Source organism: Epilithonimonas sp. (assembly GCF_032055105.1).
Lineage (GTDB): Bacteria > Bacteroidota > Bacteroidia > Flavobacteriales > Weeksellaceae > Epilithonimonas.
In genome coordinates this window covers 16,096-37,509 of record NZ_DAMBRK010000017.1, presented here as the reverse complement: position 1 = coordinate 37,509, position 21,414 = coordinate 16,096, and the positions used below count along the sequence as shown (strand labels likewise).

At 33.2% G+C, this 21,414-nt stretch carries 21 protein-coding genes; 12 read left to right on the top strand and 9 right to left on the bottom strand.

From position 1 onward, the window contains the following. Nucleotides 1-28: 28 nt before the first annotated feature. Entirely contained in the window at nt 29-799 is a 771-nt protein-coding gene (locus RTY06_RS13520; protein WP_312825513.1) for a leucine-rich repeat domain-containing protein, read from the top strand. Nucleotides 800-871: 72 nt separating this feature from the next. Beyond that, entirely contained in the window at nt 872-1,318 is a 447-nt protein-coding gene (locus RTY06_RS13515; RefSeq protein WP_312825512.1) for a phosphohydrolase, read from the top strand. Nucleotides 1,319-1,398: 80 nt separating this feature from the next. Here the strand turns inward: RTY06_RS13515 and RTY06_RS13510 are convergent, their stop codons facing one another. The 3 genes from RTY06_RS13510 to pdhA all read right to left on the bottom strand — a co-directional run bounded on the left by RTY06_RS13510 (nt 1,399) and on the right by pdhA (nt 5,269). Further along, nucleotides 1,399-2,106 carry a DUF2490 domain-containing protein gene (locus tag RTY06_RS13510; RefSeq protein WP_312825511.1) on the bottom strand — a complete coding sequence of 236 codons (708 nt, stop codon included), beginning with the start codon at nt 2,104-2,106 and terminating at the stop codon, nt 1,399-1,401. Nucleotides 2,107-2,551: 445 nt separating this feature from the next. Beyond that, complete coding sequence (locus tag RTY06_RS13505; RefSeq protein ID WP_312825510.1) at nt 2,552-4,183, bottom strand: 2-oxo acid dehydrogenase subunit E2; 1,632 nt, start codon at nt 4,181-4,183, stop codon at nt 2,552-2,554. An 81-nt stretch (nt 4,184-4,264) separates the two neighbouring features. Continuing rightward, nucleotides 4,265-5,269, bottom strand: coding sequence for a pyruvate dehydrogenase (acetyl-transferring) E1 component subunit alpha (gene pdhA, locus RTY06_RS13500; RefSeq protein ID WP_116036271.1), 1,005 nt, complete (start codon nt 5,267-5,269; stop codon nt 4,265-4,267). 195 nt (nt 5,270-5,464) lie between these two features. Here pdhA and RTY06_RS13495 point away from each other — a divergent pair, with 195 nt between their 5' ends. Then, nucleotides 5,465-6,064, top strand: coding sequence for a phosphatase PAP2 family protein (locus RTY06_RS13495; protein WP_312825509.1), 600 nt, complete (start codon nt 5,465-5,467; stop codon nt 6,062-6,064). A gap of 14 nt (nt 6,065-6,078) precedes the next feature. Further along, nucleotides 6,079-6,555, top strand: a complete 477-nt coding sequence (locus tag RTY06_RS13490; protein WP_312825508.1) for a BlaI/MecI/CopY family transcriptional regulator — start codon at nt 6,079-6,081, stop codon at nt 6,553-6,555. Between the two features lie 46 nt (nt 6,556-6,601). Here the strand turns inward: RTY06_RS13490 and RTY06_RS13485 are convergent, their stop codons facing one another. Together RTY06_RS13485 and RTY06_RS13480 are read right to left on the bottom strand one after the other, a co-directional pair. After that, nucleotides 6,602-6,955, bottom strand: coding sequence for an RNA-binding protein (locus RTY06_RS13485; RefSeq protein ID WP_116036267.1), 354 nt, complete (start codon nt 6,953-6,955; stop codon nt 6,602-6,604). A 148-nt stretch (nt 6,956-7,103) separates the two neighbouring features. Next, complete coding sequence (locus RTY06_RS13480) at nt 7,104-7,964, bottom strand: aldo/keto reductase (RefSeq protein WP_312825507.1); 861 nt, start codon at nt 7,962-7,964, stop codon at nt 7,104-7,106. An 88-nt stretch (nt 7,965-8,052) separates the two neighbouring features. Between RTY06_RS13480 and RTY06_RS13475 the strand changes: the two genes are divergently transcribed. Next, complete coding sequence (locus RTY06_RS13475) at nt 8,053-9,474, top strand: T9SS type A sorting domain-containing protein (protein WP_312825506.1); 1,422 nt, start codon at nt 8,053-8,055, stop codon at nt 9,472-9,474. 133 nt (nt 9,475-9,607) lie between these two features. Here the strand turns inward: RTY06_RS13475 and RTY06_RS13470 are convergent, their stop codons facing one another. The 3 genes from RTY06_RS13470 to RTY06_RS13460 form a co-directional block, all read right to left on the bottom strand. Beyond that, nucleotides 9,608-12,154, bottom strand: a complete 2,547-nt coding sequence (locus RTY06_RS13470; RefSeq protein ID WP_312825505.1) for a phosphoenolpyruvate carboxylase — start codon at nt 12,152-12,154, stop codon at nt 9,608-9,610. 70 nt (nt 12,155-12,224) lie between these two features. Beyond that, nucleotides 12,225-12,665 carry an HRDC domain-containing protein gene (locus RTY06_RS13465; RefSeq protein ID WP_312825504.1) on the bottom strand — a complete coding sequence of 147 codons (441 nt, stop codon included), beginning with the start codon at nt 12,663-12,665 and terminating at the stop codon, nt 12,225-12,227. 63 nt (nt 12,666-12,728) lie between these two features. After that, entirely contained in the window at nt 12,729-13,061 is a 333-nt protein-coding gene (locus RTY06_RS13460; protein WP_312825503.1) for a single-stranded DNA-binding protein, read from the bottom strand. A gap of 178 nt (nt 13,062-13,239) precedes the next feature. Here RTY06_RS13460 and RTY06_RS13455 point away from each other — a divergent pair, with 178 nt between their 5' ends. Genes RTY06_RS13455 through RTY06_RS13425 form a run of 7 tightly spaced genes read left to right on the top strand, consistent with a single transcriptional unit; the run spans nt 13,240 to nt 19,928 of the window. Then, on the top strand, nt 13,240-14,058 hold the full coding sequence (locus RTY06_RS13455; protein ID WP_312825502.1) for a DUF695 domain-containing protein: 819 nt from the start codon (nt 13,240-13,242) through the stop codon (nt 14,056-14,058). Between the two features lie 20 nt (nt 14,059-14,078). After that, nucleotides 14,079-14,435 (top strand): DUF2116 family Zn-ribbon domain-containing protein, encoded by a 357-nt coding sequence (locus RTY06_RS13450; protein ID WP_312825501.1) that lies wholly within the window; start codon nt 14,079-14,081, stop codon nt 14,433-14,435. A gap of 3 nt (nt 14,436-14,438) precedes the next feature. Next, nucleotides 14,439-15,524: an MBL fold metallo-hydrolase gene (locus tag RTY06_RS13445; protein ID WP_312825500.1), complete on the top strand. Its 1,086-nt coding sequence runs from the start codon at nt 14,439-14,441 to the stop codon at nt 15,522-15,524. Between the two features lie 48 nt (nt 15,525-15,572). Then, nucleotides 15,573-15,842 (top strand): hypothetical protein, encoded by a 270-nt coding sequence (locus tag RTY06_RS13440; protein WP_312825499.1) that lies wholly within the window; start codon nt 15,573-15,575, stop codon nt 15,840-15,842. Next, nucleotides 15,835-16,407 carry a hypothetical protein gene (locus RTY06_RS13435; RefSeq protein WP_312825498.1) on the top strand — a complete coding sequence of 191 codons (573 nt, stop codon included), beginning with the start codon at nt 15,835-15,837 and terminating at the stop codon, nt 16,405-16,407. Before RTY06_RS13440 ends, RTY06_RS13435 begins: the two co-directional genes overlap by 8 nt. Beyond that, complete coding sequence (locus RTY06_RS13430; RefSeq protein ID WP_312825497.1) at nt 16,359-19,577, top strand: T9SS type B sorting domain-containing protein; 3,219 nt, start codon at nt 16,359-16,361, stop codon at nt 19,575-19,577. The genes RTY06_RS13435 and RTY06_RS13430 overlap by 49 nt, the downstream gene beginning before the upstream one ends. Nucleotides 19,578-19,589: 12 nt before the next feature. Continuing rightward, the gene (locus RTY06_RS13425; protein WP_312825496.1) at nt 19,590-19,928 is read left to right on the top strand and encodes a hypothetical protein; all 339 of its coding nucleotides are present in this window, start codon (nt 19,590-19,592) and stop codon (nt 19,926-19,928) included. Between the two features lie 70 nt (nt 19,929-19,998). On the opposite strand, the gene RTY06_RS13420 is transcribed toward RTY06_RS13425, so the two are convergent. After that, nucleotides 19,999-21,375, bottom strand: coding sequence for a peptidylprolyl isomerase (locus RTY06_RS13420; protein WP_409450856.1), 1,377 nt, complete (start codon nt 21,373-21,375; stop codon nt 19,999-20,001). Between the last annotated feature and the right edge of the window lie 39 nt (nt 21,376-21,414).

The following is a 21,414-nucleotide window of genomic DNA, read 5'->3' as shown; positions in this document are numbered from 1 at the left end:
GAACCAATCAAAAGAATATTCTATTAAAATGAATTTTTTAGTTCTTATAGATTCTTCAATTGTTGGATCTTACTATTACAAAGCCCAAAATGGAAGTTTAAACTTAGCTGGAAAATTAAATAGTGACAATTCCTTTATTTTATCAGAATGGTTTGAAAATAAAAACACAGGAACATTCAAAGGAAATTTTTCTAAAAATAAAATGAAAATATATGGAGTTTGGAAATCAGAAAAAGGCGAATCCTATACCTTTAAGTTAAATCAAATCAAAGATGAATCTTATTGGAATATTATTAAAAAGAATAGAAGTTTATTTGAATATACAGATTTAGCTTCAATAGAAACTATAAATAAAAAAAAGGTTTTAAGCGTTGATTTAGCCAATCAAAAACTAACAAAATTACCAAGCTATTTTAATTACCTTTCTAAGATTGAATCAATAAATTTACTAGGAAATAAATTTGAAAAATTTCCAATTATTTTGACCGAATTAACTACTCTAGATGAGATTTCTTTGAGTACTAACCAATTAAAAGAAATCCCCTCAAATATCAAAAATCTTAAAAATTTAAAAATATTAATATTAAACAATAACAGATTAACAAAATTACCAAAAGAAATTGGTCAATTAAGAGAGTTAAAATATTTAGAGTTAGGAAATAATTATTTAACAGAACTTCCTATTGAAATAAAATCATTAACAAGACTTGAAGAAATTCATTTAGAAAAAAATGATTTCTCGGAAATTGAAAAAAAGAAAATTAAAAATTTAATTCCCAATTGTGTAATTCATTTCTAATACAAAATGATTAAATACTATTTTAAATCTTCATTTCTTTTCATAATTTCGTTCTAAATTTTTTAGAAATCAATGTCCACACACGAATTATTATACAAAGCCATAAAAATCGCTACCAAAGCCCACAAAAAACAAACCGACAAATACGATGCACCCTACCTTGGGCACGTTTTCCGAGTGATGAATGCCGGAAAAACAATCGATGAAAAGATTGTCGGAATCCTTCATGATGTTGTGGAAGACAATCCAGATTACCCTATAGAATATCTGAGAGAAAAAGGTTTTCCAGAACACATCCTTGAAGCTATCGAATGTCTTACAAAAAGAGAAGAAGAACATCTGGATTATGATGCCTTCATTGCAAGAATTGAAAAAAGTCCACTGGCAATTGCTGTAAAGCTGAATGACCTCAGAGATAATATGGATTTAACAAGATGTACAGAACTTTTACACGAAAGAGACCTAAAACGTTTCAACAAATATCTTAAAGCTTATCTTTATCTTTCTGAGAAATATTAGTATAAAAATTTTCTCTTGCAGATTTAGCAGATAACGCAAATTTACAATCTGCACAATTAGCTAAATCTGCAAGAGTTTTTTTAATCCACCATTGGAATCACAAAATCCTTCTCATCATCCGAAGAATCCAACGTGAAATTCAATGAGAAATAAAGGAAGTGGAAATTATCATTCCCTTTTGCAGAAAACTCCCTTTGGAACATATAACCAGTTGTGGCGGAAACGGTATTATTGAACTGATAACCAAATCCCGCAAAACTTCTGTTTCTTTTTAAATTCGGAACTTTTGAACCAAAAAACAACTCCTCAAAAGCATTCACAAAGAAGGTTTTCTCCTGCACTTTATCATTATTAATAGGAATTGTGGTACTCAATCTATATCGGAAACGGTTTGCTTCGGTATGTTCTCCGGTTTGGCTGGCGTAGAAAAATCGGTGTTCCGCTCGTCCTCTGTGGTCAAACTTCACCCTACCCCATTTCTGCGTAAACGTATATTGCAACCACATCCTGAATTCTTCCTGAGAAATCTTCATTTTCTCATATGTTCCATATCTTCCAATACCTACAAAAATCTGATGATTCTTGATATAGTTATAACCAATTCCACCCTTGGTTTCGTAGTAATCAATTACCGTATAATCTCGTCTAGCTCTGGTTTGTAGCTCTACATAAGCCATCCATTTGGGGTCCATCTTATACGTAAAAGACATCATATTAAAACCAGAAAGATGGTCTTGCGCCAATGCAAAAACACCTAAAAACAGAAATACAAAACCGAACTTTTTCACGTTGCAAAGATAATCAAATACAACATTCGCAATGATAATTTTTTGGGCGAAACCCTTTGTTTTTGCTCACGAGCTTTAATTACTAAATTCCCATTTCCAATTCAGCAAAAACAAGCGGGTCGGGCTGTCCGTTTATATCTTTTTGTCTTAGAAAGTTTCTCCATTTGAAACACGTCTTCAGAAAAGACAAAAAGGATAACCACTACCATCCCTTACGCAACAATTGTACAATCCAAACAAACTTTAAACACAGAATCTTATGCAGTCCGACTTATCTCAATTTTTTATTTATTTTTATTTGAATCGAAGAACCACATCGTTAGGTTTGGGAGCCCTTCGACAAGCTCAGGATAAACTACAGACGGATTAAGCAGCCCAAATTAAATTACAAAAAAAACCTTTCAACAGAATTGAAAGGTTTTATAAATATTTCGAATATATTATTCTATCCTAATAAAAGCGTCAAAGGACTTTCTAGATAAGTTCTCAACGTTTGCAAGAACTGAGCTCCTGTTGCACCATCGATTACTCTGTGGTCACAAGCAAGAGACAATTTCATAGTATTTCCAACCACGATTTGTCCGTTCTTAACGATTGGTTTCTCGATGATTGCTCCTACAGATAAGATTGCAGAATTCGGCTGATTGATAATTGATGTAAATGTTTCAATTCCGAACATTCCAAGATTAGAAACAGAGAAAGTAGAACCTTCCATTTCGTTAGCTTTAAGAGCCTTAGTTTTTGCTCTTCCAGCCATATCTTTAACTGCAGCAGAGATTTCGTTATAGTTCATATAATCTGTATTTTTCAATACAGGAACTACCAATCCATCTGGAACTGCCACTGCTACACCAACGTTGATGTTACCGTGGTGAACGATTTTATCGCCAGCCCAAGAAGAATTAACTTGTGGATGCTTTCTTAGCGCTACAGCAACCGCTTTGATTACCATATCGTTGAAAGAAACTTTCGTATCTGGAACAGAGTTCATCTCTTTTCTAGCTTCGATCGCTTTATCCATATTGATTTCTACTGTCAAGTAGTAATGTGGTGCAGTGAATTTGCTTTCTGCCAATCTCTTCGCAATGATATTTCTCATTTGAGAGTTTGGAGTCTCGCTGTCCTCACCTGGTGTAAATGCTACACTTGGTTGAGCAGGAGCAGCTTTTGAAGCAGACGTAGCAGCAGGTTGTGCAGATGGCTGATAGTTTTCAACATCTTTTTTCACAATTCTACCATTCTCGCCAGAACCTTTGATGGTTGAGAAATCAACACCTTTATCTTCAGCAATTTTTTTAGCCAAAGGCGAAATTGCAATTCTTCCACCGGTAGAAGATGCAGCAACTGGTGCAGCTTCTTTTTTATCTTCAGTTTTAGCCTCAGCTTTTGCTTCAGTTTTTGGAGCAGCAGCTTTTTTGCCACCTCCAGAAACTACTGCAGAAACATCAGTTCCAGCAGGGCCAATGATTGCTAAAATCTTATCAACTTCAGCAGCTTCTGTTTCAGCAACACCTTGGTACAGCAATGTTCCATCAAATTCTGATTCAAAATCCTGAACCGCTTTATCTGTTTCGATTTCTGCAAGGATGTCGCCTTCTTTTACAGCATCGCCAACATTTTTGTGCCATTTAGCCACTTTTCCTTCCGTCATTGTATCAGAAAGACGAGGCATTGTAATTACCTCGACACCTTCTGGTAACTCAGCAGAAGATGAATTATCGCTAGGAGTTTCTACATCTGTAGATTCTCCTTGAGTTTTAGATTCTTCTTCGGATTTGCTTTCTGCATCAGCTTCTGGTTTTGCAGTTCCACCGCTAGTTAAAGAAGAAATATCCTCACCTTCTTCTCCAATGATTGCTAAAACCGAATCTACTGGAGCAGCAGAGCCTTCTTCAACTCCTACGTATAACAATGTTCCATTAAGCTCCGATTCAAAATCCTGGACTGCTTTATCTGTTTCGATTTCTGCAAGGATGTCGCCTTCTTTTACAGCGTCGCCCACTTTTTTGTGCCATTTTGAAACTTTACCTTCCGTCATCGTATCCGATAAACGGGGCATTGTAATTACTTCTGCCATAATTTTTTTATTGTTTTGAAATTTGAGACTTGAGATTTGAGATATTATATTCTCAAACTAAAATATCAAAAAGTATAATTATTAATTATTTTCTAATTTGTTGATGAATGGATAATCTGGAGTAGAATATACATAATCATAAAGTTTAGAAGAATCTGGATATGGAGAGTTTTCCATAAACTCGATGCATTCTTCTACAAACTCTCTAGATTTCTCATCGATAGCTTCCAACTCTTGCTCTGTAGCCCAGTTATTTTCTAAAAGTCTGCTTTTCACAATCTCGATTGGATCTTCCAATTTGTATTGCGCTACTTCTTCTTTCGTTCTATAAGGCTCAGCATCTGACATAGAGTGACCTCTGTAACGGTAAGTTCTAGCCTCGATGAAAGTTGGTCCATCGCCTCTTCTTGCTCTTTCGATAGCTTCGTAAGCAACTTCGGCAACTTTTTCTGGGTCCATTGCATCTACAGGAAGACAAGGCATCTCATATCCTAATCCTAGTTTATAAATATCTTCGTGATTGGCAGTTCTTTTAACCGAAGTTCCCATTGCATAACCGTTGTTCTCACAAACGAAAACTACAGGAAGTTTCCAGTTCATTGCCATATTGAAAGTCTCATGAAGTGAACCTTGACGTACTGCACCATCTCCCATAAAACAGATGTTAACAGCTTTTCTGTCAAAATATTTGTCTGCAAAAGCGATACCTGCTCCCAAAGGAATTTGTCCACCTACAATACCATGTCCACCATAAAAACGATGCTCTTTGCTGAAAATATGCATAGATCCTCCCATACCTTGAGAAGTTCCAGTAGCTTTTCCACAAAGTTCCGCCATAATTCTTTTTGGATCTACTCCCATTGCCATTGGATGGATGTGGCATCTGTATGCCGTAATCATACTGTCTTTTGACAGATCCATTGCATGGGCAAAACCAGCCGGAATTGCTTCCTGACCGTTATATAGATGTAAAAAACCTCTGATTTTTTGTTTTAGATAAAGAGAACGGCATTTGTCTTCAAACCTTCTCCACATTGTCATTTCTTCATACCATTTAAGGTAAACTTCTTTAGAAAATTCTTTCATTGTAATTTCGAAATATGTAGCAAAAATAAGAAAAAAAATCGTTCTCTATTGTATGCATATTATCATATTTTTTAATGAATAAAATCATTTAAAAAAAACGTCTAAATTTAAATACAATCGATTGCGTGAAAATCAAATACCAGAAACCAAAAATTAATCTGATATTTTGTATATTGACCTCAGAAATTTTTCTGAATGGAAATCAAAAACCCTATTCTTACCAATCTATCGAAAGTTATTTCGAATTTTTTCAATCCATTGGTTTCGCTTGTCATTTACTTTTTTTATTATAGTTATAAAAATTATACGTGGGAAGAAGCATCCAAGAAGTTTTTACCTATTCTCCTTTTATTGATTATTCCTATTGCAATTTGGATATATAGAAACGTAAAAAAAGGAAATTACACGAATATGGATGTCTCCAATAGAAAACAAAGACATTCTCTTTACATCTTCATCATTATTGCAACAATTATCTTTTTAACGGTTGATTATTTCCTCCATAAAGAAATCGATTGGACTGTTTTGATGCTTTGTATCTTATTAATATTAATGCAGATAAGTAATTTTTTCATCAAAAGCTCGATGCATACAAGTCTTAACATCTATGTTTCGGCTTTATTCTTTACCATTGAGCCAATCATTGGTATTTTTTGGTTTTTATTATCAATATTAATAGGAATTACTCGGGTTATCTTGAAAAGACATACACCAAAAGAAGTTTTAAGCGGTGGTACCATTGCAATTTTTGTATCTTTAATCTATCTCATAATGGTAAAGTCCATTATATTTTAAAAAAAATAACTTTTATGATTCTACAAACTTTAACATCTTCTGAGGAAGAAATAATGCAGTTGATCTGGAGCAGAGAAAAAATCTATTTCCGAGAACTGATGGACGTTTTTCCAGAACCCAAACCACATCAAAACACGGTCTCTACGTTCCTCAAAATATTAGTTGAAAAACATTATTTAACTACAGAAAAGCAAGGTAGAATCTATCTTTACTCCCCTAATATAAGCTCTGATGAGTATAAAAAATTTGTACTGAAAAGATTTGTTGAAAATTACTTTAACAATTCTGGAAGCGACTTATTACAACTCCTGATTGATGAAAAATTTCTTACTCCCAAAGATTTGAATCTATATCTTGATGGAAAAACTAATGAAACCTCTTTGAAAGAAAACAAAGAAACAAATCACATTCAGGATTTCATAGAAGAATTGACTAGCAACAAAAAGACTAAGAAAAAAGACAAAGACAAAAAGAAGAAAAAGAAGAAATAAAAAAAGCGATCTAAAATTAGATCGCTTCATTATTTTGTTTGGGATATTACCAACGGTTTCCACCGCCTCCACGGTTTTCTCCACCTCCGTAACCGCCTCCACGATTACCTCCTCCGTAACCACCTCCACGGTTGTTATCGAAAGATCTTCTTGGTTTTTCCTCTCTTGGTCTAGCTTCAGTTACGTTAAGAGTTTTACCGTTAAAATCTTTTTGGTTCAATGCTTCAACAGCTTGTTTCCCTTCAGCATCTCCCATTTCTACGAAACCAAATCCTTTTGATCTACCAGTTTCTCTGTCTGTGATGATCTTTGCAGAAGATACTTCTCCAAATTCTTCGAATAATTCTTGCAACTGATAATCCTTAGTTGCGTAATTGATGTTTGAAACAAAAATGTTCATTTTAAAAAAAATTAAGTTAAAAATGTTGTTTTAAAATTATAGATAAGGAAAAACAACAAAATGAAGATTATTGATTTCAAATATAATTTGCTGCAAGATACAATTATTTTTGACTAATCGGTATTTTAATTTTAAAATTATTAAAATATTAATCTACCTCTTTTCCTTTGATTGCTTCAAGGATTTTGAACCAATCTATTGCTTCCAAATTAATCATTAAAGATTTGTTTAATTTTCGGATTGTTTCTTCCTTGGAACTTCCAATGACAGGAATAATTCTTGATGGATGTTTTAAAATAAAAGCCAACAAAATCTGATTTTCTTCTGCATTATATTTCTTGCAAAGATTATCGATTATGGATTTGATTCTGATATTCTGTTCAGATTCTTCAGAGAAATAAGTTCCCATTACCGACCATGCAGTTGGTCTTAGGTTTTTCATCATCAGTTGGTCCAAAGTTCCATTATCAAAAGCTGAAGTTTCATTCACAGAAACCTCAATTTGATTTGTAATCAATGGAAAATATTGATCCATCAATTCAAATTGTGAAACAGAAAAATTACTCACTCCAAAATTCTTTACTTTTCCATGATCTTTTAAACTTTGGAATGTATTAGCGATTTCTTCAGGATTCATCAACGGTGATGGACGATGTAACAGCAGAACATCCAGATAATCGGTTTTGAGGTTTTTCAGACTTTCATCAACACAATTCAAAATATAATTAGAATCATAATTGTAATATTTGAGACCCGAAGGTTTCTTTTCAGAATTCATTACAATTCCGCATTTGGAAATGAACTGTACTTTTTCTCTATCAATGTTCATCTCTTTCCAAGCATTACCGAAAAGTTGTTCTGTTGTGTGACCTCCGTAGATATCTGCGTGATCAAACGTGGTGATGCTTTCTTCGAGACAAACTTCTATTAATTTTTGTACTTTTTTAGGAGAATGATTCGCGCCCCAAACTCCCCAACGCATTGTTCCCGCAATGATTTCTGAAAACATAATTAAAATTTTTAACAAAGATATTATGTTAAAAATAAAAATACATTAATACATTTGATATTAGAAAAATTTTATGCTTATGAAAAAAATGACACTTTTTTTTGTGGCTTGTAGTGCTTTTTTAAGTGCTCAATTCACAACTCCAAACAATGGAACAACCTATACTTTGGCAAGTTTATCTGCAGCTGCACCAACTGTTTTGCAGGATAAAGGCACATTTTATATGATGATGGATGACATTACCATTTCTGCTACAGATAAACTTATCATTGATCAAAACACGACTTTAAGTGTTTATTCTGACAAAACACTATATATATATGGCGAATACAAAACAACAGCGACTAACTTTTTAATTAATGCAGTGGATTCTGGATTCCCATTTAAAGGAATCCGTTTTGAGGATGGTTCAATCGGCGAGATGAGAAACACTAGAATAGATTATGGTGGTGGAATCAGAGTTTTAACTGCCAATTTTTTAATGGATAACTGCATTGTTTACAAAAATTATGGTGGCGTATCTACAAGTGGCGCCCTTGGTTTTTCAAAAGGGAGTCCTATTGTAACTAACTCTCAGTTTTTAGAAAATTCAAAAGCTGCTTTTGGCTCTGCTGCTAATGCCACTGTTTCTGCAACTTTTTCTAATAATTATCTCTTCGGCAACGTAACAGACAATAGCAATACACCTCAAATTAATATGGGACCAGGAGGAACGGATTCTCTGAAAATAATTAATAATACAATCATTGGTGATCGCACTAAAATTATGGTTGGAGGAATTTCTGCTTCTGCACTGGCAGGTGGAACCAATAGATTCCGAATCGAAGGCAATACAATCAGAGATAATCGTTACGGAATCACTTCCTACGCTTCAACCTCAACAGGTATTATCAAAAATAATATTATAGAGAATAACAACACCCAAAACAATCCTGATCAAGGAGGAAGCGGAATTTCTATCTATGGTGCAAAAGATGTTGTGATTACGGGTAATCAAATCAGGGGTAACCTTTGGGGAATTACAATTCTAAGTAATGGAACTGCAATCCTAGGAACAGAAGAAAATCATGGAAACAACATCTTCAAAAACAATGGAAATAGAGGCACTACAACTGCTTTATTCAACAATACTACTTTGCCTGTTTCAGCTCTCTATAACTGTTGGAGAGAAGATGAACTCTCTACAGATGCAATAGTAGAAGCAGTTTTGGGAAGTTTGAATCCAAATACAATCTCTTATAAGCCTTACAATTGTGCTTTACCATTATCGGTTTCTGATGTTTCTAAATCTAAACTAAATATTTATCCAAATCCAAGCAAAAACCATTTCTTCCTAGAAGCTGAAAATGCTGGAAACATTGTAATTCAAGATCTTAGTGGAAAAGTTGTTTTCTCTTCTATCGTAAGTAAAGGGAAAAACGAAATCAATACTAATTTACAATCAGGTGTTTATATCATCACGCAACAATCTGAAGGTAAAAAATCTAATACAAAATTGATTATTAAATAATTAATCAAAAATAATTCTTAGAAAGCATCACAAATCATGTTTTTTTATCAATAAGATTATAAATATTATTTAAATCTAAACTCAAAAAGAATCCTCTCAAGCAATTGAAAGGATTCTTTTTGTTTTATAAAGTTTAAGCAGAGTTTCTACTCGCATTGATATTTCCAAAGAGAGATCGCATCACTAGTTTCTCATAAGTATCTCTGTCACCTTCATTCTTCTGAAGTTTGATTAACGCATATTGCTGAATACTCAACAATGGTAGTACAATCTTTTCACGGATTCTGATAGACTTTCTATTGATTGGTTCTTCTTGCATCAGGATGTTGTATCCGGCTAGCTCAAGCATCATTTCTTTAGACAACTCAAATTCTGCAAAAAGCACATTCCAAAACTCCCCGAATTTTTTATTATTTCTCATATAATAAGTCAGTGGGAAATAAGTCTTATTCATACTCATCATAGAGTTCAACGCCAATGTTCTGAAGAAATCCGAACCTTTGTAAAGTTGCTTAACCTCATCAAATCGTCCCGCAGCTTTCAAAGCTTTCAAAGCAGAACCAAAACCAAAGAATCCTGGAACATTCTGTCTCAACTGTGCCCAAGATCCTACAAAAGGAATCGCTCTCAAGTCTTCAAACTTCAATTCAGAACCGGCTCCACGTTTACTTGGTCGACTTCCAATATTGGTTCTTCCATAATATTCCAACGTACTCATCTCTTGCAGATAAGGAACAAACATTGGATTAGCTTTCAAGTCAGAATATTTTTTATAACTGATTTCTGCCAATTCAGAAATCAAATTTCTATCTTTCTCAGTAAGGTCTTTTTTATCACTTTTGAAAACATCATTTTCCAATCCGGCTGTCAACAACTGTTCAAAGTTGAATTTTGCCTGATCCTTGTTCCCAAATACACTAGTAATCGTCTGTCCTTGAATTGTTAATTCAATTTGATTATTGGCGATTGTATTACCTTGAGATGCATAGAAATCGTGGGTCTTTCCACCACCTCTTGCTGGAGGTCCTCCTCTACCATCAAAGAACACAACCTTGATATCATTCTCTTCAGAAACTTTTGTCAAGTTTTCTTTCGAAGTATAGATTTGCCAGTTGGCTTTCAGATAACCACCATCTTTGGTTCCGTCGGAGAAACCAAGCATAATGTATTGTTTGTTATTTCTTTTTACTAAATGCTTTTGATAAACAGAATCCGAATAAAGTTTTCTCATCACTTCTTCAGACTTGTCAAGACCTTCCATTGTTTCAAAAAGCGGAACGATATCGATGTTCATTTCCTCTTCTTTGTATCCGCAAAGCTTCATCATGACAAAGACATTCATTACATCTTTCACTTCATCAGAGTTAGAAATGATATAACGATGCATTCCTCTCTCCCCATTATTTTTCTGAATAATTCTAATGTTAAAGATACTTTTTAAAGTCTCTTTTGTTATTTCATCTTCAAAATCATTAGGATCAAGAATCGCATCAGATTTTAATAGATACTGGATCTTCTCGTCCGGTGTTTTGGAATCAGCATCTTCTCCTGAGATTTTTAAATAAATATCATCCATCACTTTTTGATGAATCCTACTATCCTGACGAATATCAAGCGTAGCAAAGTGAGTTCCGAAGATTTTCACACGATCTCTAAAGTCATCGAGAACTTCACGGAAAAGTCCATTATGTTCTTCAACCAAGATCTTTTCTGCACGATTGATTTCTGTAATAATTTCTTCAGCAGAAATCTTCACATCAGTTTGGAAAATCGCATCATAGATATGTTTGCTCACATCTCTCAGAACATCAGACACGCCACGGAAACTTAATCTTCTTCGTACGTTTTTAAGATGTCCGTAATAATCTTTCAAGATTGAGATCCTAAGTTCCTCAGCTACTTTCATTGTAATATCAGCTGTCACAAACGGATTTCCATCTCTATCTCCACCTGGCCAAAATCCTAATTGAATGATGTCCGGATTCGGTGTAAAATTCGAGTTACCGAAAGTGTTCTTTATCTTTTTATAAAGTTCACCGATACTTTGATAATAAACATATCTCAGATAATAGATAATGCTCATCGCTTCGTCTAGAGGTGTTGGTCTTTCTTTGTTAACGAAAGGCGTTTTCCCCAATTGTTGAAGCAACATATCAATCTGCGTTACCGAATCATTTATAATGGCATCTCTCAAATCGTGAATAATTCTTTGAACAGAATTCGGGTAAAACTGAGTCGGGTGCGCAGTGAAAACAATCTTAATCGCAAAATCATCTATCTTCTTACGAATGGCAGTCAAGTGATGTTCCTGAGTTGCTCTCTCATAAAGATTAAGAACCGTCCCGGGATCACTCTCCGAATGCAATTGCTGGAATGCCGCATCTTCTATACTGTCAAACAAAACGACTTGTCTTTCTATATATTGGATGATTTTGAAAAGCAATTCGGTTTTTTGCTCTTCGGTCTCAAGCTCTGTGTGTTTCTGAAAAAACTCTTCTACAATCTCTTCCGGCGATTTGCCTTCCTGATAACCATCTTTACTTTCTTCGTAAAGAAAAGGAAGCAACATTCCGATGTTTGTCATTTTATCGTAAGGCAAACTCATGAAGAGTGAATTGTATATTTGAAACTTATTCTCTACAATTTGCCTGAATTTTTCAATTTTCTGATCGTTTAGCATTTAACAAATGTAAGAGATAAACTTAGAATTTCAATGTCTGTAAATGTTATTTTATCTTAAAATTTCAACTTTAGGCATTTTCCAAAACTTCTATTATTTCAATTCCATATCTTTTGATTTTGGATTCTCCCAAACCACTTATTTGTTCGAGGTCTTGCAAATTGCATGGTTTGAATTTCGCAATTGACATCAAGTGTGTATTATGAAAAATAATATAAGGAGGATGATTAAGTTCTTTAGACTTTTCATATCTCCAATCTTTCAGTTTATTGTAAATGATTTTCTCTTCATCAGAAAGGTCTTCTTCCGAGCTTATATTCATCTTGCTAGAACCTGACTGTTTGGATTTTTCTTGATAATAGATCAAAACTGACCAATAATTAATCTCATCTTGAACCAATTTTGAATTCATGTTCACGATTTCAAATCTGGAGAGAAAATCATTAACTACGGCTTCATCCATATTCTGAAATTTATCCGAAACTCTTATTTTCAAAACTTTAACTTTCATAATCATAATTTTAAAATGAAAAACCTTGACAAACTTTTGAAGCTTGCCAAGATTTATTAAAAATTATTTTGAACCAAGAAGAATTAATTCTTCAATTCTAATCTCTGTGACAAATCGTTTTGTTCCGTCTTTATCATCATAAGATCGGTAAGTCAACTTTCCTTCGATCGCGATTTCTTTTCCTTTAGAAACGTATTTTTCCATAATCTCTGCAGTTTTACCATATGCGACCAAATTGTGCCATTGCGTTTCTTCCACTTTTTCGCCATTGGCTTTGGTGTAATAATCATTAGTTGCAATAGAAACTGTTGCTTGTTTGTTTCCATTTTCGAAGTTGAAAATTTCTACTTCTTTTCCTGTGTGCCCAATAAGAGTCACTTTGTTTCTTAACGACATAGTTATAATATTTAAAAATTAGACATTTGAAATCGGGTCGTGTTGTCGTATTTCCCGATTTCCTTGATGCAAATTTTCAACAAAACGGAAACTCGATTCGGTTAAAAAGTATTTATATCCGTTTGTAATCGTTTGTAAATGGAAAGGTTTTTATAATTTTGATTGATATCATTTATAAATGAGAATTCAATTAAAACTATTAATCATTTTTATTACAATGGGATTTTTAAATAATCTATTCGGTCAAAAAAAATATCCTGAAGAATGGAATTTCTACTTGACATCTATCGAAGATAAACCCGCATCGATTTATCTGAATTTAGCTCTTCAACAATTAGCACCCATCAAAGAAAAATCTAATTTATGCTGGGTTTCTTTAAAGCTTAAATCTCCAACCGAAAATGGACTTACAACAAATGAAGAAAGTGAAATATTGTTTAAAATTGAAGATAAAATCTTAGAAACAATTAATCCTAAAAATTCATTATATATAGGAAGATTGACTAATAACGGCTATAGAGATTTTTATTTTTATTCTAAAGATTCAAAGGTTTTTAAATCTGAGACCGAAAAAACTTTAAAACAATATTCCAATTATGAAATCTCTGTATTCTCAAAAGAAGATAAAAATTGGGATAGTTATTTCGAACTTTATCCCAACGAAATGGATTTACAAAGTATTTCGAATCGAAGTGTTTTGGAAAACCTTGAGAAAAACGGAGACAACTTGACAAAACCAAGAGAAGTTTTTCATTGGATATATTTCAAAAATGAAAATGACCTAAAAAATTACATTCAAATTGTTACTAAAGAAAATTTTGAAATAGTAAATAATGATTTAATTAAAGAAAATAAATTACCATATAGTCTTCAAATCAAAAGAATCGATAAAGTTGGATATGATGATATTGACGATTACACTTTATACTTATGGAGATTGGCAAAAGAAAACAATGGAGATTATGATGGCTGGGAAACTTCTGTAGAAAGAGATTAAAAACCAATAAAAAAACACAAATGGAAACCCTAACCTGCCCAGAATGTGGCGACAAAATCATTGGACGTTCCGATAAGAAATTCTGTTCCGATGCTTGTCGTAATGCCTATAACAACAAGCAAAACAAAACTTCGACAAACTATATGCGGAACGTCAACAACAAGCTTCGCAAAAACTACCGCATACTTTCTGAACATAATTTTGAAGGAAAAACAAAAATCAATCGTCTTAAGTTACTAAATGCCGGTTTCGATTTTGAATATATCACACAAATCGTAACGTACAAAAACGGCTCTCAGTACTTCTTCGTTTATGAACAAGGCTACAAAATCCTTGATAACGAATGGTTATTATTAGTAAAAAAAATGACTGAATAAATTATGATTATTATTTTTCTGATACTATTTTTAGCTTTAGCTTTTTATATTTACAACCTTCCTGTTTTCGGAGGAAAAGCAGAAGGAAAACGTCTTATAAGAATGAAACAATCGCCCAATTACAAAGAAGGCGTTTTCCAAAACCTGAGTTTTACGCCATCTTTAGCAGAAGGTTTCACGATGAGAAAAGTTCTTTGGGAGTTTTTAACCGATAAAACCGAAAACAAAAAACCAAATTTTCTTCTACCAACAAAAAAACTCAATCTGAAAGAACAACCAATCTCAGATAATTTCTTGGTTTGGATGGGACATTCTTCTTATTATTTTCAGTTGGATAGAAAGCGATTTTTGGTAGATCCTGTTTTCAGTGGAAATGCGTCGCCGATTCCTGGAACTACAAAAGCTTTCGCTGGAACAGATATCTATTCCGCAGAAGATTTCCCAGAGATTGATTTTCTGATTATTTCCCACGACCATTACGACCATCTGGATTATAAAACCATCAAAAGTTTGCAAACGAAAATTGATAAAGTGATTTGTGGTTTGGGTGTGGGTTCTCATTTTGAACGATGGAATTTTGATGAAGATCAAATCATAGAACTAGATTGGTATGAAGATGAAGAATTGGCCAAAGGTTTTAAAATTACTTCTACGCCGGCACGCCATTTTTCCGGAAGATTGTTTAAACGTAATACAACGCTTTGGTCATCTTATGTTTTGGAAACTCCAACTCAAAAAATCTTTGTTGGTGGTGATAGCGGTTATGATTTTCATTTTAAAGAAATCGGAGAAAAATTTGGACCTTTCGATTGGGCTGTTTTGGAAAATGGTCAATACAACGAAAAATGGCGTTATATCCACACTTTGCCGGATGAATTTGTGAAAGTTGCAGAAGAACTTAATGTAAAAAATGTCTTGCCTGTTCACTCGGGGAAATTCGCTTTGGCTCAACATTCTTGGAATGAGCCTTTACAAAAAGTCTTTGAAAATTCTAAAGGCAAAAATTTCAAAATATACACACCTTTGATTGGTGAAAAATTGTATTTGAATGATGATTCTCAAGGTTTTTCTGAATGGTGGAAGTCTTAAAATTTTGTTAAAATAAATCTTATATTTGAGAAAAATTTTTAACCGCAAATGAAGAAGATTTATTCTTTAGTTTTATTCTTAATTTTCGTAAGCTTCTCTGCTCAGAAAAAAAATCAAGATTACTCTTTTTATGAAAACAAAGGTCAAATTGTTGACCAAAATGGAAATCCTAATTCTGAAGTAAAATATCTTCTTAATTCCCCTGGTCTTAATGTTCAAATCAAAGAAAATGGTTTTTCTTATGATGTTTATGAAGTAGAGAGAAAAGCCCAAGAAAGAAAAGCCAACAATGAAAGCTTAAAAAAAGCCTTTGAATAGGAGATTTTTAAAAAGCGATTCTAAATTCAAATACCATAGAGTTGATATTGATTTTTTAGATTCAAAATCTAATCCTGAAATCATTGCTGAAGAAAAGTCTAAAGATTACGAAAACTACTATAACCTTGATTACAAAAAGGAAGGAGTAAGCTTTGTTCATCGATACAGAAAAATCACTTACAAGAATCTTTATGATAAAATTGATTTAGTTTTTTTTAAACCTGCGGATTCTACAAAACCTGTGGAATATAATTTCCTAGTTCATCCTGGCGGAAGAATTTCTGATATCAAAATGAAATTCAACGGAGCAAAAACCCAATTAAAAAATGGTAAGTTGTCTATGAAGTTGAGATTCGGAGAAATGCAGGAAAACATTCCTAATTCTTGGATTGAGAATGATAGTAAACAAAATATTACTGTTAATTACAAAAACCTAGAAAATCAGACTTTTGGTTTTGAATCATCAATCAATACATCTGATCAAACGATTGTGATAGATCCTGTTCCAATTAGGATATGGGAACCCATCATGTTAATGGAACTCATGCATTTCCCGCAACGTTAAAAGTACTTACTAACGAATATGGTTTTCTATATACAATGGATAATAGGCTCGCAATATATGTTGCTTCTAGTGGCCAGTATCTTAATGAATCAATGAATGCTCAAGTGTACGGTTATTTAGCAAAATTTGATCAAGAAGGAAATAAATTAATGGGAATTTATATGGGAAATCATCAATATGCTAATGATAATTCTAATTCTTTTGAAGATTTTACTATTGACAAAAACAACAATTTATACATTGTTGGAAAAGCCAAAGACAATTTATCAAAGAGAAATACCATTACTACACCGGGAGCTCATAAAACCAATAGTGGACATTATGATTCTAGTGGTTACTATTGGAATTACCATGATGGATTTATTATGAAATTTGATGGTGATGGAAATAAAGTTTGGGGAACTTATTATGGAGGTGATATGTACGAAACAATACAAGCTGTAATTACAGACTCAAACAATGATATCATCATATCAGGATATACTGGTAGCTCTAATGGTATCATATCAAGTAATGCAATCTTTAAAACTGAGACAACATCATTCATCTCAAAATTTTCGAAGGATGGAAAAATGCTATATGGATCATATTACAATTTGAATTCAACTTACGAAACAAGAGGTATAGAAGCATTAGCAATCGACAGTAATGATAATCTTTATGTAGCAGGCAATGGTTCTTCAGTAACGAATTTTAACTCACCTCACCAAAATAGTATTATTGGAGGAACAAATGTATTTTTTGGAAAACTTGATAAAAATTTCAACAATTTATGGATGTCTTATTTTGGAGGTAGAAATTATTGGGGAACACAATATAATTCAAATCAAGGTTTTACATTGATTAAAGCAATGAAAATAGATAACGATGACAATCTCATTCTAGCAGGAGATACTGAAGCTATTGAAAATATTGCAACTCCATCCTCATTCCAACCAACATATAATCATAATATTGGCAATAATATATTTCTAACAAAATTCTCTCCAAATGGTACTCAAATTTGGGGAACATATTTTGGAGCTAACTCTAAAGCGGCTGTAAATGATGATCTTGTCTTTGGATTGGATGTCAACAAAAAAAATGATATTATTTTCGGCGGTTTTACTGCTAACGATAATAATATAGCAACTCCGGATGGACTCTATCCTACACAAATGTCTGGTGGCTACAATTCCGGATTTATTACAAAATTTAATACTAATGGAAATAGAATTTGGGGAACATATGTCAAGTCTCCCCCCTTTTCTTTACATCTAAAAGAAAATGATATTTTTACTTATGACTCCACTTATCTTTCTAAATATTATGATTGTAAGAGTGCACTTCAAGTACAATCCAATTCTCCAATTTGTATTGGAGCCAATATAGAGTTAAGTGCGTCGGGAGGCACATCATATACTTGGTCTGGCCCAAATGGATTTACGTCTAAAGATCAAAATCCTAAAATACTGAATGCAACCATCGCAAATAATGGAGTTTACACTTGTATAATAACTGGATCTGGAGGGTGTGATGGAACCTTAACGGTGAATGTTTTAGTTGGTGACAAAACAAAACCAATCCCAGACCTTGCAACACTCCCAAAAATAACAGGCGATTGCAAAACCATCATTTCCACAATTCCAACTGCAACAGATAATTGTAAAGGTCAAATCACAGCAACAACCTCCGATCTTTTATCGTACTCACTTCCCGGAAACTATACCATCACTTGGAAATATGATGATGGAAACGGCAATGTAGAAACGCAAACTCAACAAGTTGAAATAACATCACAGCCTTTGCCTGTTGCAAATCCAAATCAAACTTTCTGCAAAATCAACCAACCAAGAATATCAGATATTACAGTTACAGCAACAAACCCAAAATGGTATGATGCAAATGGAAATATTATAACTAATCTCTCTACTCTATTAGTAGACAATACAAAATATTATGTCACTCAAAACGCCAGCGGTTGCGAAAGTGCAAAGAAAGAAATCCTCGTAACAATATCTGACCCAAGTGCTCCAACAGGTAATGCTATTCAGGATTTTTGTTCCGCTTCTAATCCAACTTTGAAAAATATCATAGTTACAGGAACTGATATAAAATGGTATAACAATCTAGGAAATTCTATTTCTGATACAACGCCGTTGGTAGATGGAGCTACTTACTACGCTTCACAAATCGTTAATAGTTGCGAAAGCACACAAAAATTGGCCATAAAAGTAAATATTATTACTAATTATCTATCGGCTAATGATTTCGCTGATTCTTTCTGTAACGACATAACAGCAAACTTTAAAACCATCAATCTTGATGATTACAAAAAAGAATTAATCACAAATCCTCAAGATTATATTTTCGAATTTAAAAATTCTGCGGGACAATTAGTTTCAGGAAATGTAGATTTGACGATTGGAAACAATGTTTTTGATGTGAAAATAACATCATCTCTCGGATGTTATCAAGATGTGAAATTAGGTCTGACATTGAATCCAAAACCAGAAATCAATCTCCCAAAAGAAGCTGAATATTGTGATGATACCTTTGGAGTTATACTAGATGCAGGATATAACCCGAATTTCACTTATAGTTGGGATTCTGGAGAAACTACTCAAACCATCAATGCAAATCAAGAAAAGACTTATACAGTAACTGTTACGAATCAATTCGGTTGTGACAATACTGCAAGTGTTGTCGTTAAAAAAGCTAAATTGGCTACAATTCAAAATATTATTATCACAAATAATAATGCTCTAGTTGTGATGTCTTCTGCTGGTAATTATTTGTATTCTTTGAATCAAATTAATTGGCAGAGTTCTAATAAATTTGAAAATCTTCCGAATGGAAACTATACCGTTTATGTAAAAACAAATCTTAACTGTAATCTTGGTTCGAAAACGTTTACTATTTTTTCTTTAAGCAATATCTTTTCACCAAATGGTGACGGAATCAATGATACCTGGAAAATCTCTGGAATCGAAAATTATCCCAATTCTGAAATCAAAATAATTGACAAAAATGGAATAATGGTTGTAAACGAAATCACGAAAGGAGAACCTTTTGAATGGAATGGAGAATCAAACGGACGCAAACTCCCAACTGACAGCTATTGGTACCAAATCAAATTATCTGATGGAAGAATCCTACAAGGTTATGTTGTTATTAAAAATAGAAATTAAAAAACTCAAAATATGAAAGACTTAAACGAAATAGAAATTTTGCTATTAGAAGGTTTAACTGTAAAATATCCTCAATTCAAATCTCATATTGCTTATCTGAAAGTTACTAATAGGAAGCTGTCAAATCTTGGGTTGGATGTCCAATTGGATTATGAAAATTATTCTGGTGAATTTGATGAAACCAATGCCCTATTCAGTAATGGTGAAAATATAGAAATAAAGGGTTTGAAAGAAGGCTTGAGCTATGTTATCGACATTACAGCTGGACAAATCACGTCTATAGAATTCTCAACCTACAATGAAAAATGGGACGGAAAAATAACCGATTTCAAAATAATAGAACCTGATTAAAAAATCAATTTTAAACATAAAAAAAGGATGAGCAAACCACTCATCCTTTTTTAGTTTTATAATTCTAATATTAATTAGTTGTAACAACTGTACCTTTCAGCCAATTGCTATGGAATTTACAATCCTTATACTTGTTATCTATTGAGATAAAAACAGAAGGTATTTTAGCATTCACCCATTTTTCAACAATCTCATTTTTCTTTTTGTTAAGTGCCATATCTTTGACTCTTTCATAATCCGTAGAAAGTTCCAATTGATGCGCATCGATAATATCATTAATCTGAACAATGCTAATCATTTTTCTTTTTTGCTGATCCTCTTGTTGGAAAGGCTCTGTAATATCATTCTTCTTAAGACCTGCAATCTGGTAAGAAATAGTTGGATCCAGACTTAATTTTTCCAATTTATCAGAACCGTCTTGATTATTGGTCATAATACCAGCACTGTACTTATTGCTCTTGTCATCAGAGAATTTGTAAGCTGCATCTTTGAAACTAATTTTATTAGTAGTAATCAAAGTTCTGATACTATCCAATTCTTTTTTTGCAGATGCAATTTCTTCAGCATTAGGCGTACTTTTTATCAAGATATGTCTAGCATCATATTTTTTTCCGTTTCTTTTGATCAACTGAATCAGGTGATAACCATATTCGGATTCTACAGGATCGGACATTTCGCCTTCTTGCAAATTAAGTGCTGCCGCTTCAAAAGGTTTTACCATTTGTCCTACATTGATGTTCTTGTACAATCCTCCAAGTGCAGCAGAACCTTCATCTTCAGAATAGATTCTTGCTTGGCTTTCAAAACTTTCTCCTTTTTTGATATCTTCTTTGATTTTATTGAGTTTATCAATAATTTCTTTTTTGTGAGCCGGAGAAATCTTCGGAAAAATACTTATTTTAGAAAGCAAGACTTCATCTTTTACGTTAGGCAATTGGTATTTGAACTGGTTATAAAAATCCGTTACCTCGTTTGGGGTTACATCTGCCTTTTCTGTGATTCTACCATATTTTGCTTGCCCATAATAGTTATCGGCATCAATTTTTTCAATGGCAGTTTTCATTTCATAAGATGTACGAAATTTGTAAGCAGCCAACATGGCTTTTTCATCTGGAAATTGCGAAAGAATCTGGGAATATTTTGTTCCCGCCATTTCTTTGATAGCTGCAGATCTGTTTTCTATCAAGGTATCCTTTTTTGCTTCAAAAATCAGCAACTTGTTGTTCAGGATACTTTCCATAAAATCACATTTATCTCCTACATTAGCGCCTTGCTGTTTCGCATAGTTCGCTTGATCCTCTATGTCAGACTCCAATATGATCTCATTTCCAATTACGGCTGCAATCCCATCTATGAGCTGACCTTTTTTTACCTGAGCAGAAAAATTGGAGCTAAAGAAGCACAACATTACTGACAATAAAAAAAGACATTTCGTGTATTTTAACATTATTTTTATTTATTAAGGTGCAAAATTAAGATTATCAAC

Coding starts and splice junctions, on each gene's coding strand:
- RTY06_RS13520 (WP_312825513.1), top strand. CDS start 29: ATGAATTTTTTAGTTCTTATAGATTCTTCAATTGTTGGATCTTACTAT.
- RTY06_RS13515 (WP_312825512.1), top strand. CDS start 872: ATGTCCACACACGAATTATTATACAAAGCCATAAAAATCGCTACCAAA.
- RTY06_RS13505 (WP_312825510.1), bottom strand. CDS start 4,183: ATGGCAGAAGTAATTACAATGCCCCGTTTATCGGATACGATGACGGAA.
- pdhA (WP_116036271.1), bottom strand. CDS start 5,269: ATGAAAGAATTTTCTAAAGAAGTTTACCTTAAATGGTATGAAGAAATG.
- RTY06_RS13495 (WP_312825509.1), top strand. CDS start 5,465: ATGGAAATCAAAAACCCTATTCTTACCAATCTATCGAAAGTTATTTCG.
- RTY06_RS13490 (WP_312825508.1), top strand. CDS start 6,079: ATGATTCTACAAACTTTAACATCTTCTGAGGAAGAAATAATGCAGTTG.
- RTY06_RS13485 (WP_116036267.1), bottom strand. CDS start 6,955: ATGAACATTTTTGTTTCAAACATCAATTACGCAACTAAGGATTATCAG.
- RTY06_RS13480 (WP_312825507.1), bottom strand. CDS start 7,964: ATGTTTTCAGAAATCATTGCGGGAACAATGCGTTGGGGAGTTTGGGGC.
- RTY06_RS13475 (WP_312825506.1), top strand. CDS start 8,053: ATGACACTTTTTTTTGTGGCTTGTAGTGCTTTTTTAAGTGCTCAATTC.
- RTY06_RS13470 (WP_312825505.1), bottom strand. CDS start 12,154: ATGCTAAACGATCAGAAAATTGAAAAATTCAGGCAAATTGTAGAGAAT.
- RTY06_RS13465 (WP_312825504.1), bottom strand. CDS start 12,665: ATGAAAGTTAAAGTTTTGAAAATAAGAGTTTCGGATAAATTTCAGAAT.
- RTY06_RS13460 (WP_312825503.1), bottom strand. CDS start 13,061: ATGTCGTTAAGAAACAAAGTGACTCTTATTGGGCACACAGGAAAAGAA.
- RTY06_RS13455 (WP_312825502.1), top strand. CDS start 13,240: ATGAGAATTCAATTAAAACTATTAATCATTTTTATTACAATGGGATTT.
- RTY06_RS13450 (WP_312825501.1), top strand. CDS start 14,079: ATGGAAACCCTAACCTGCCCAGAATGTGGCGACAAAATCATTGGACGT.
- RTY06_RS13445 (WP_312825500.1), top strand. CDS start 14,439: ATGATTATTATTTTTCTGATACTATTTTTAGCTTTAGCTTTTTATATT.
- RTY06_RS13440 (WP_312825499.1), top strand. CDS start 15,573: ATGAAGAAGATTTATTCTTTAGTTTTATTCTTAATTTTCGTAAGCTTC.
- RTY06_RS13430 (WP_312825497.1), top strand. CDS start 16,359: ATGGGAACCCATCATGTTAATGGAACTCATGCATTTCCCGCAACGTTA.
- RTY06_RS13425 (WP_312825496.1), top strand. CDS start 19,590: ATGAAAGACTTAAACGAAATAGAAATTTTGCTATTAGAAGGTTTAACT.
- RTY06_RS13420 (WP_409450856.1), bottom strand. CDS start 21,375: ATGTTAAAATACACGAAATGTCTTTTTTTATTGTCAGTAATGTTGTGC.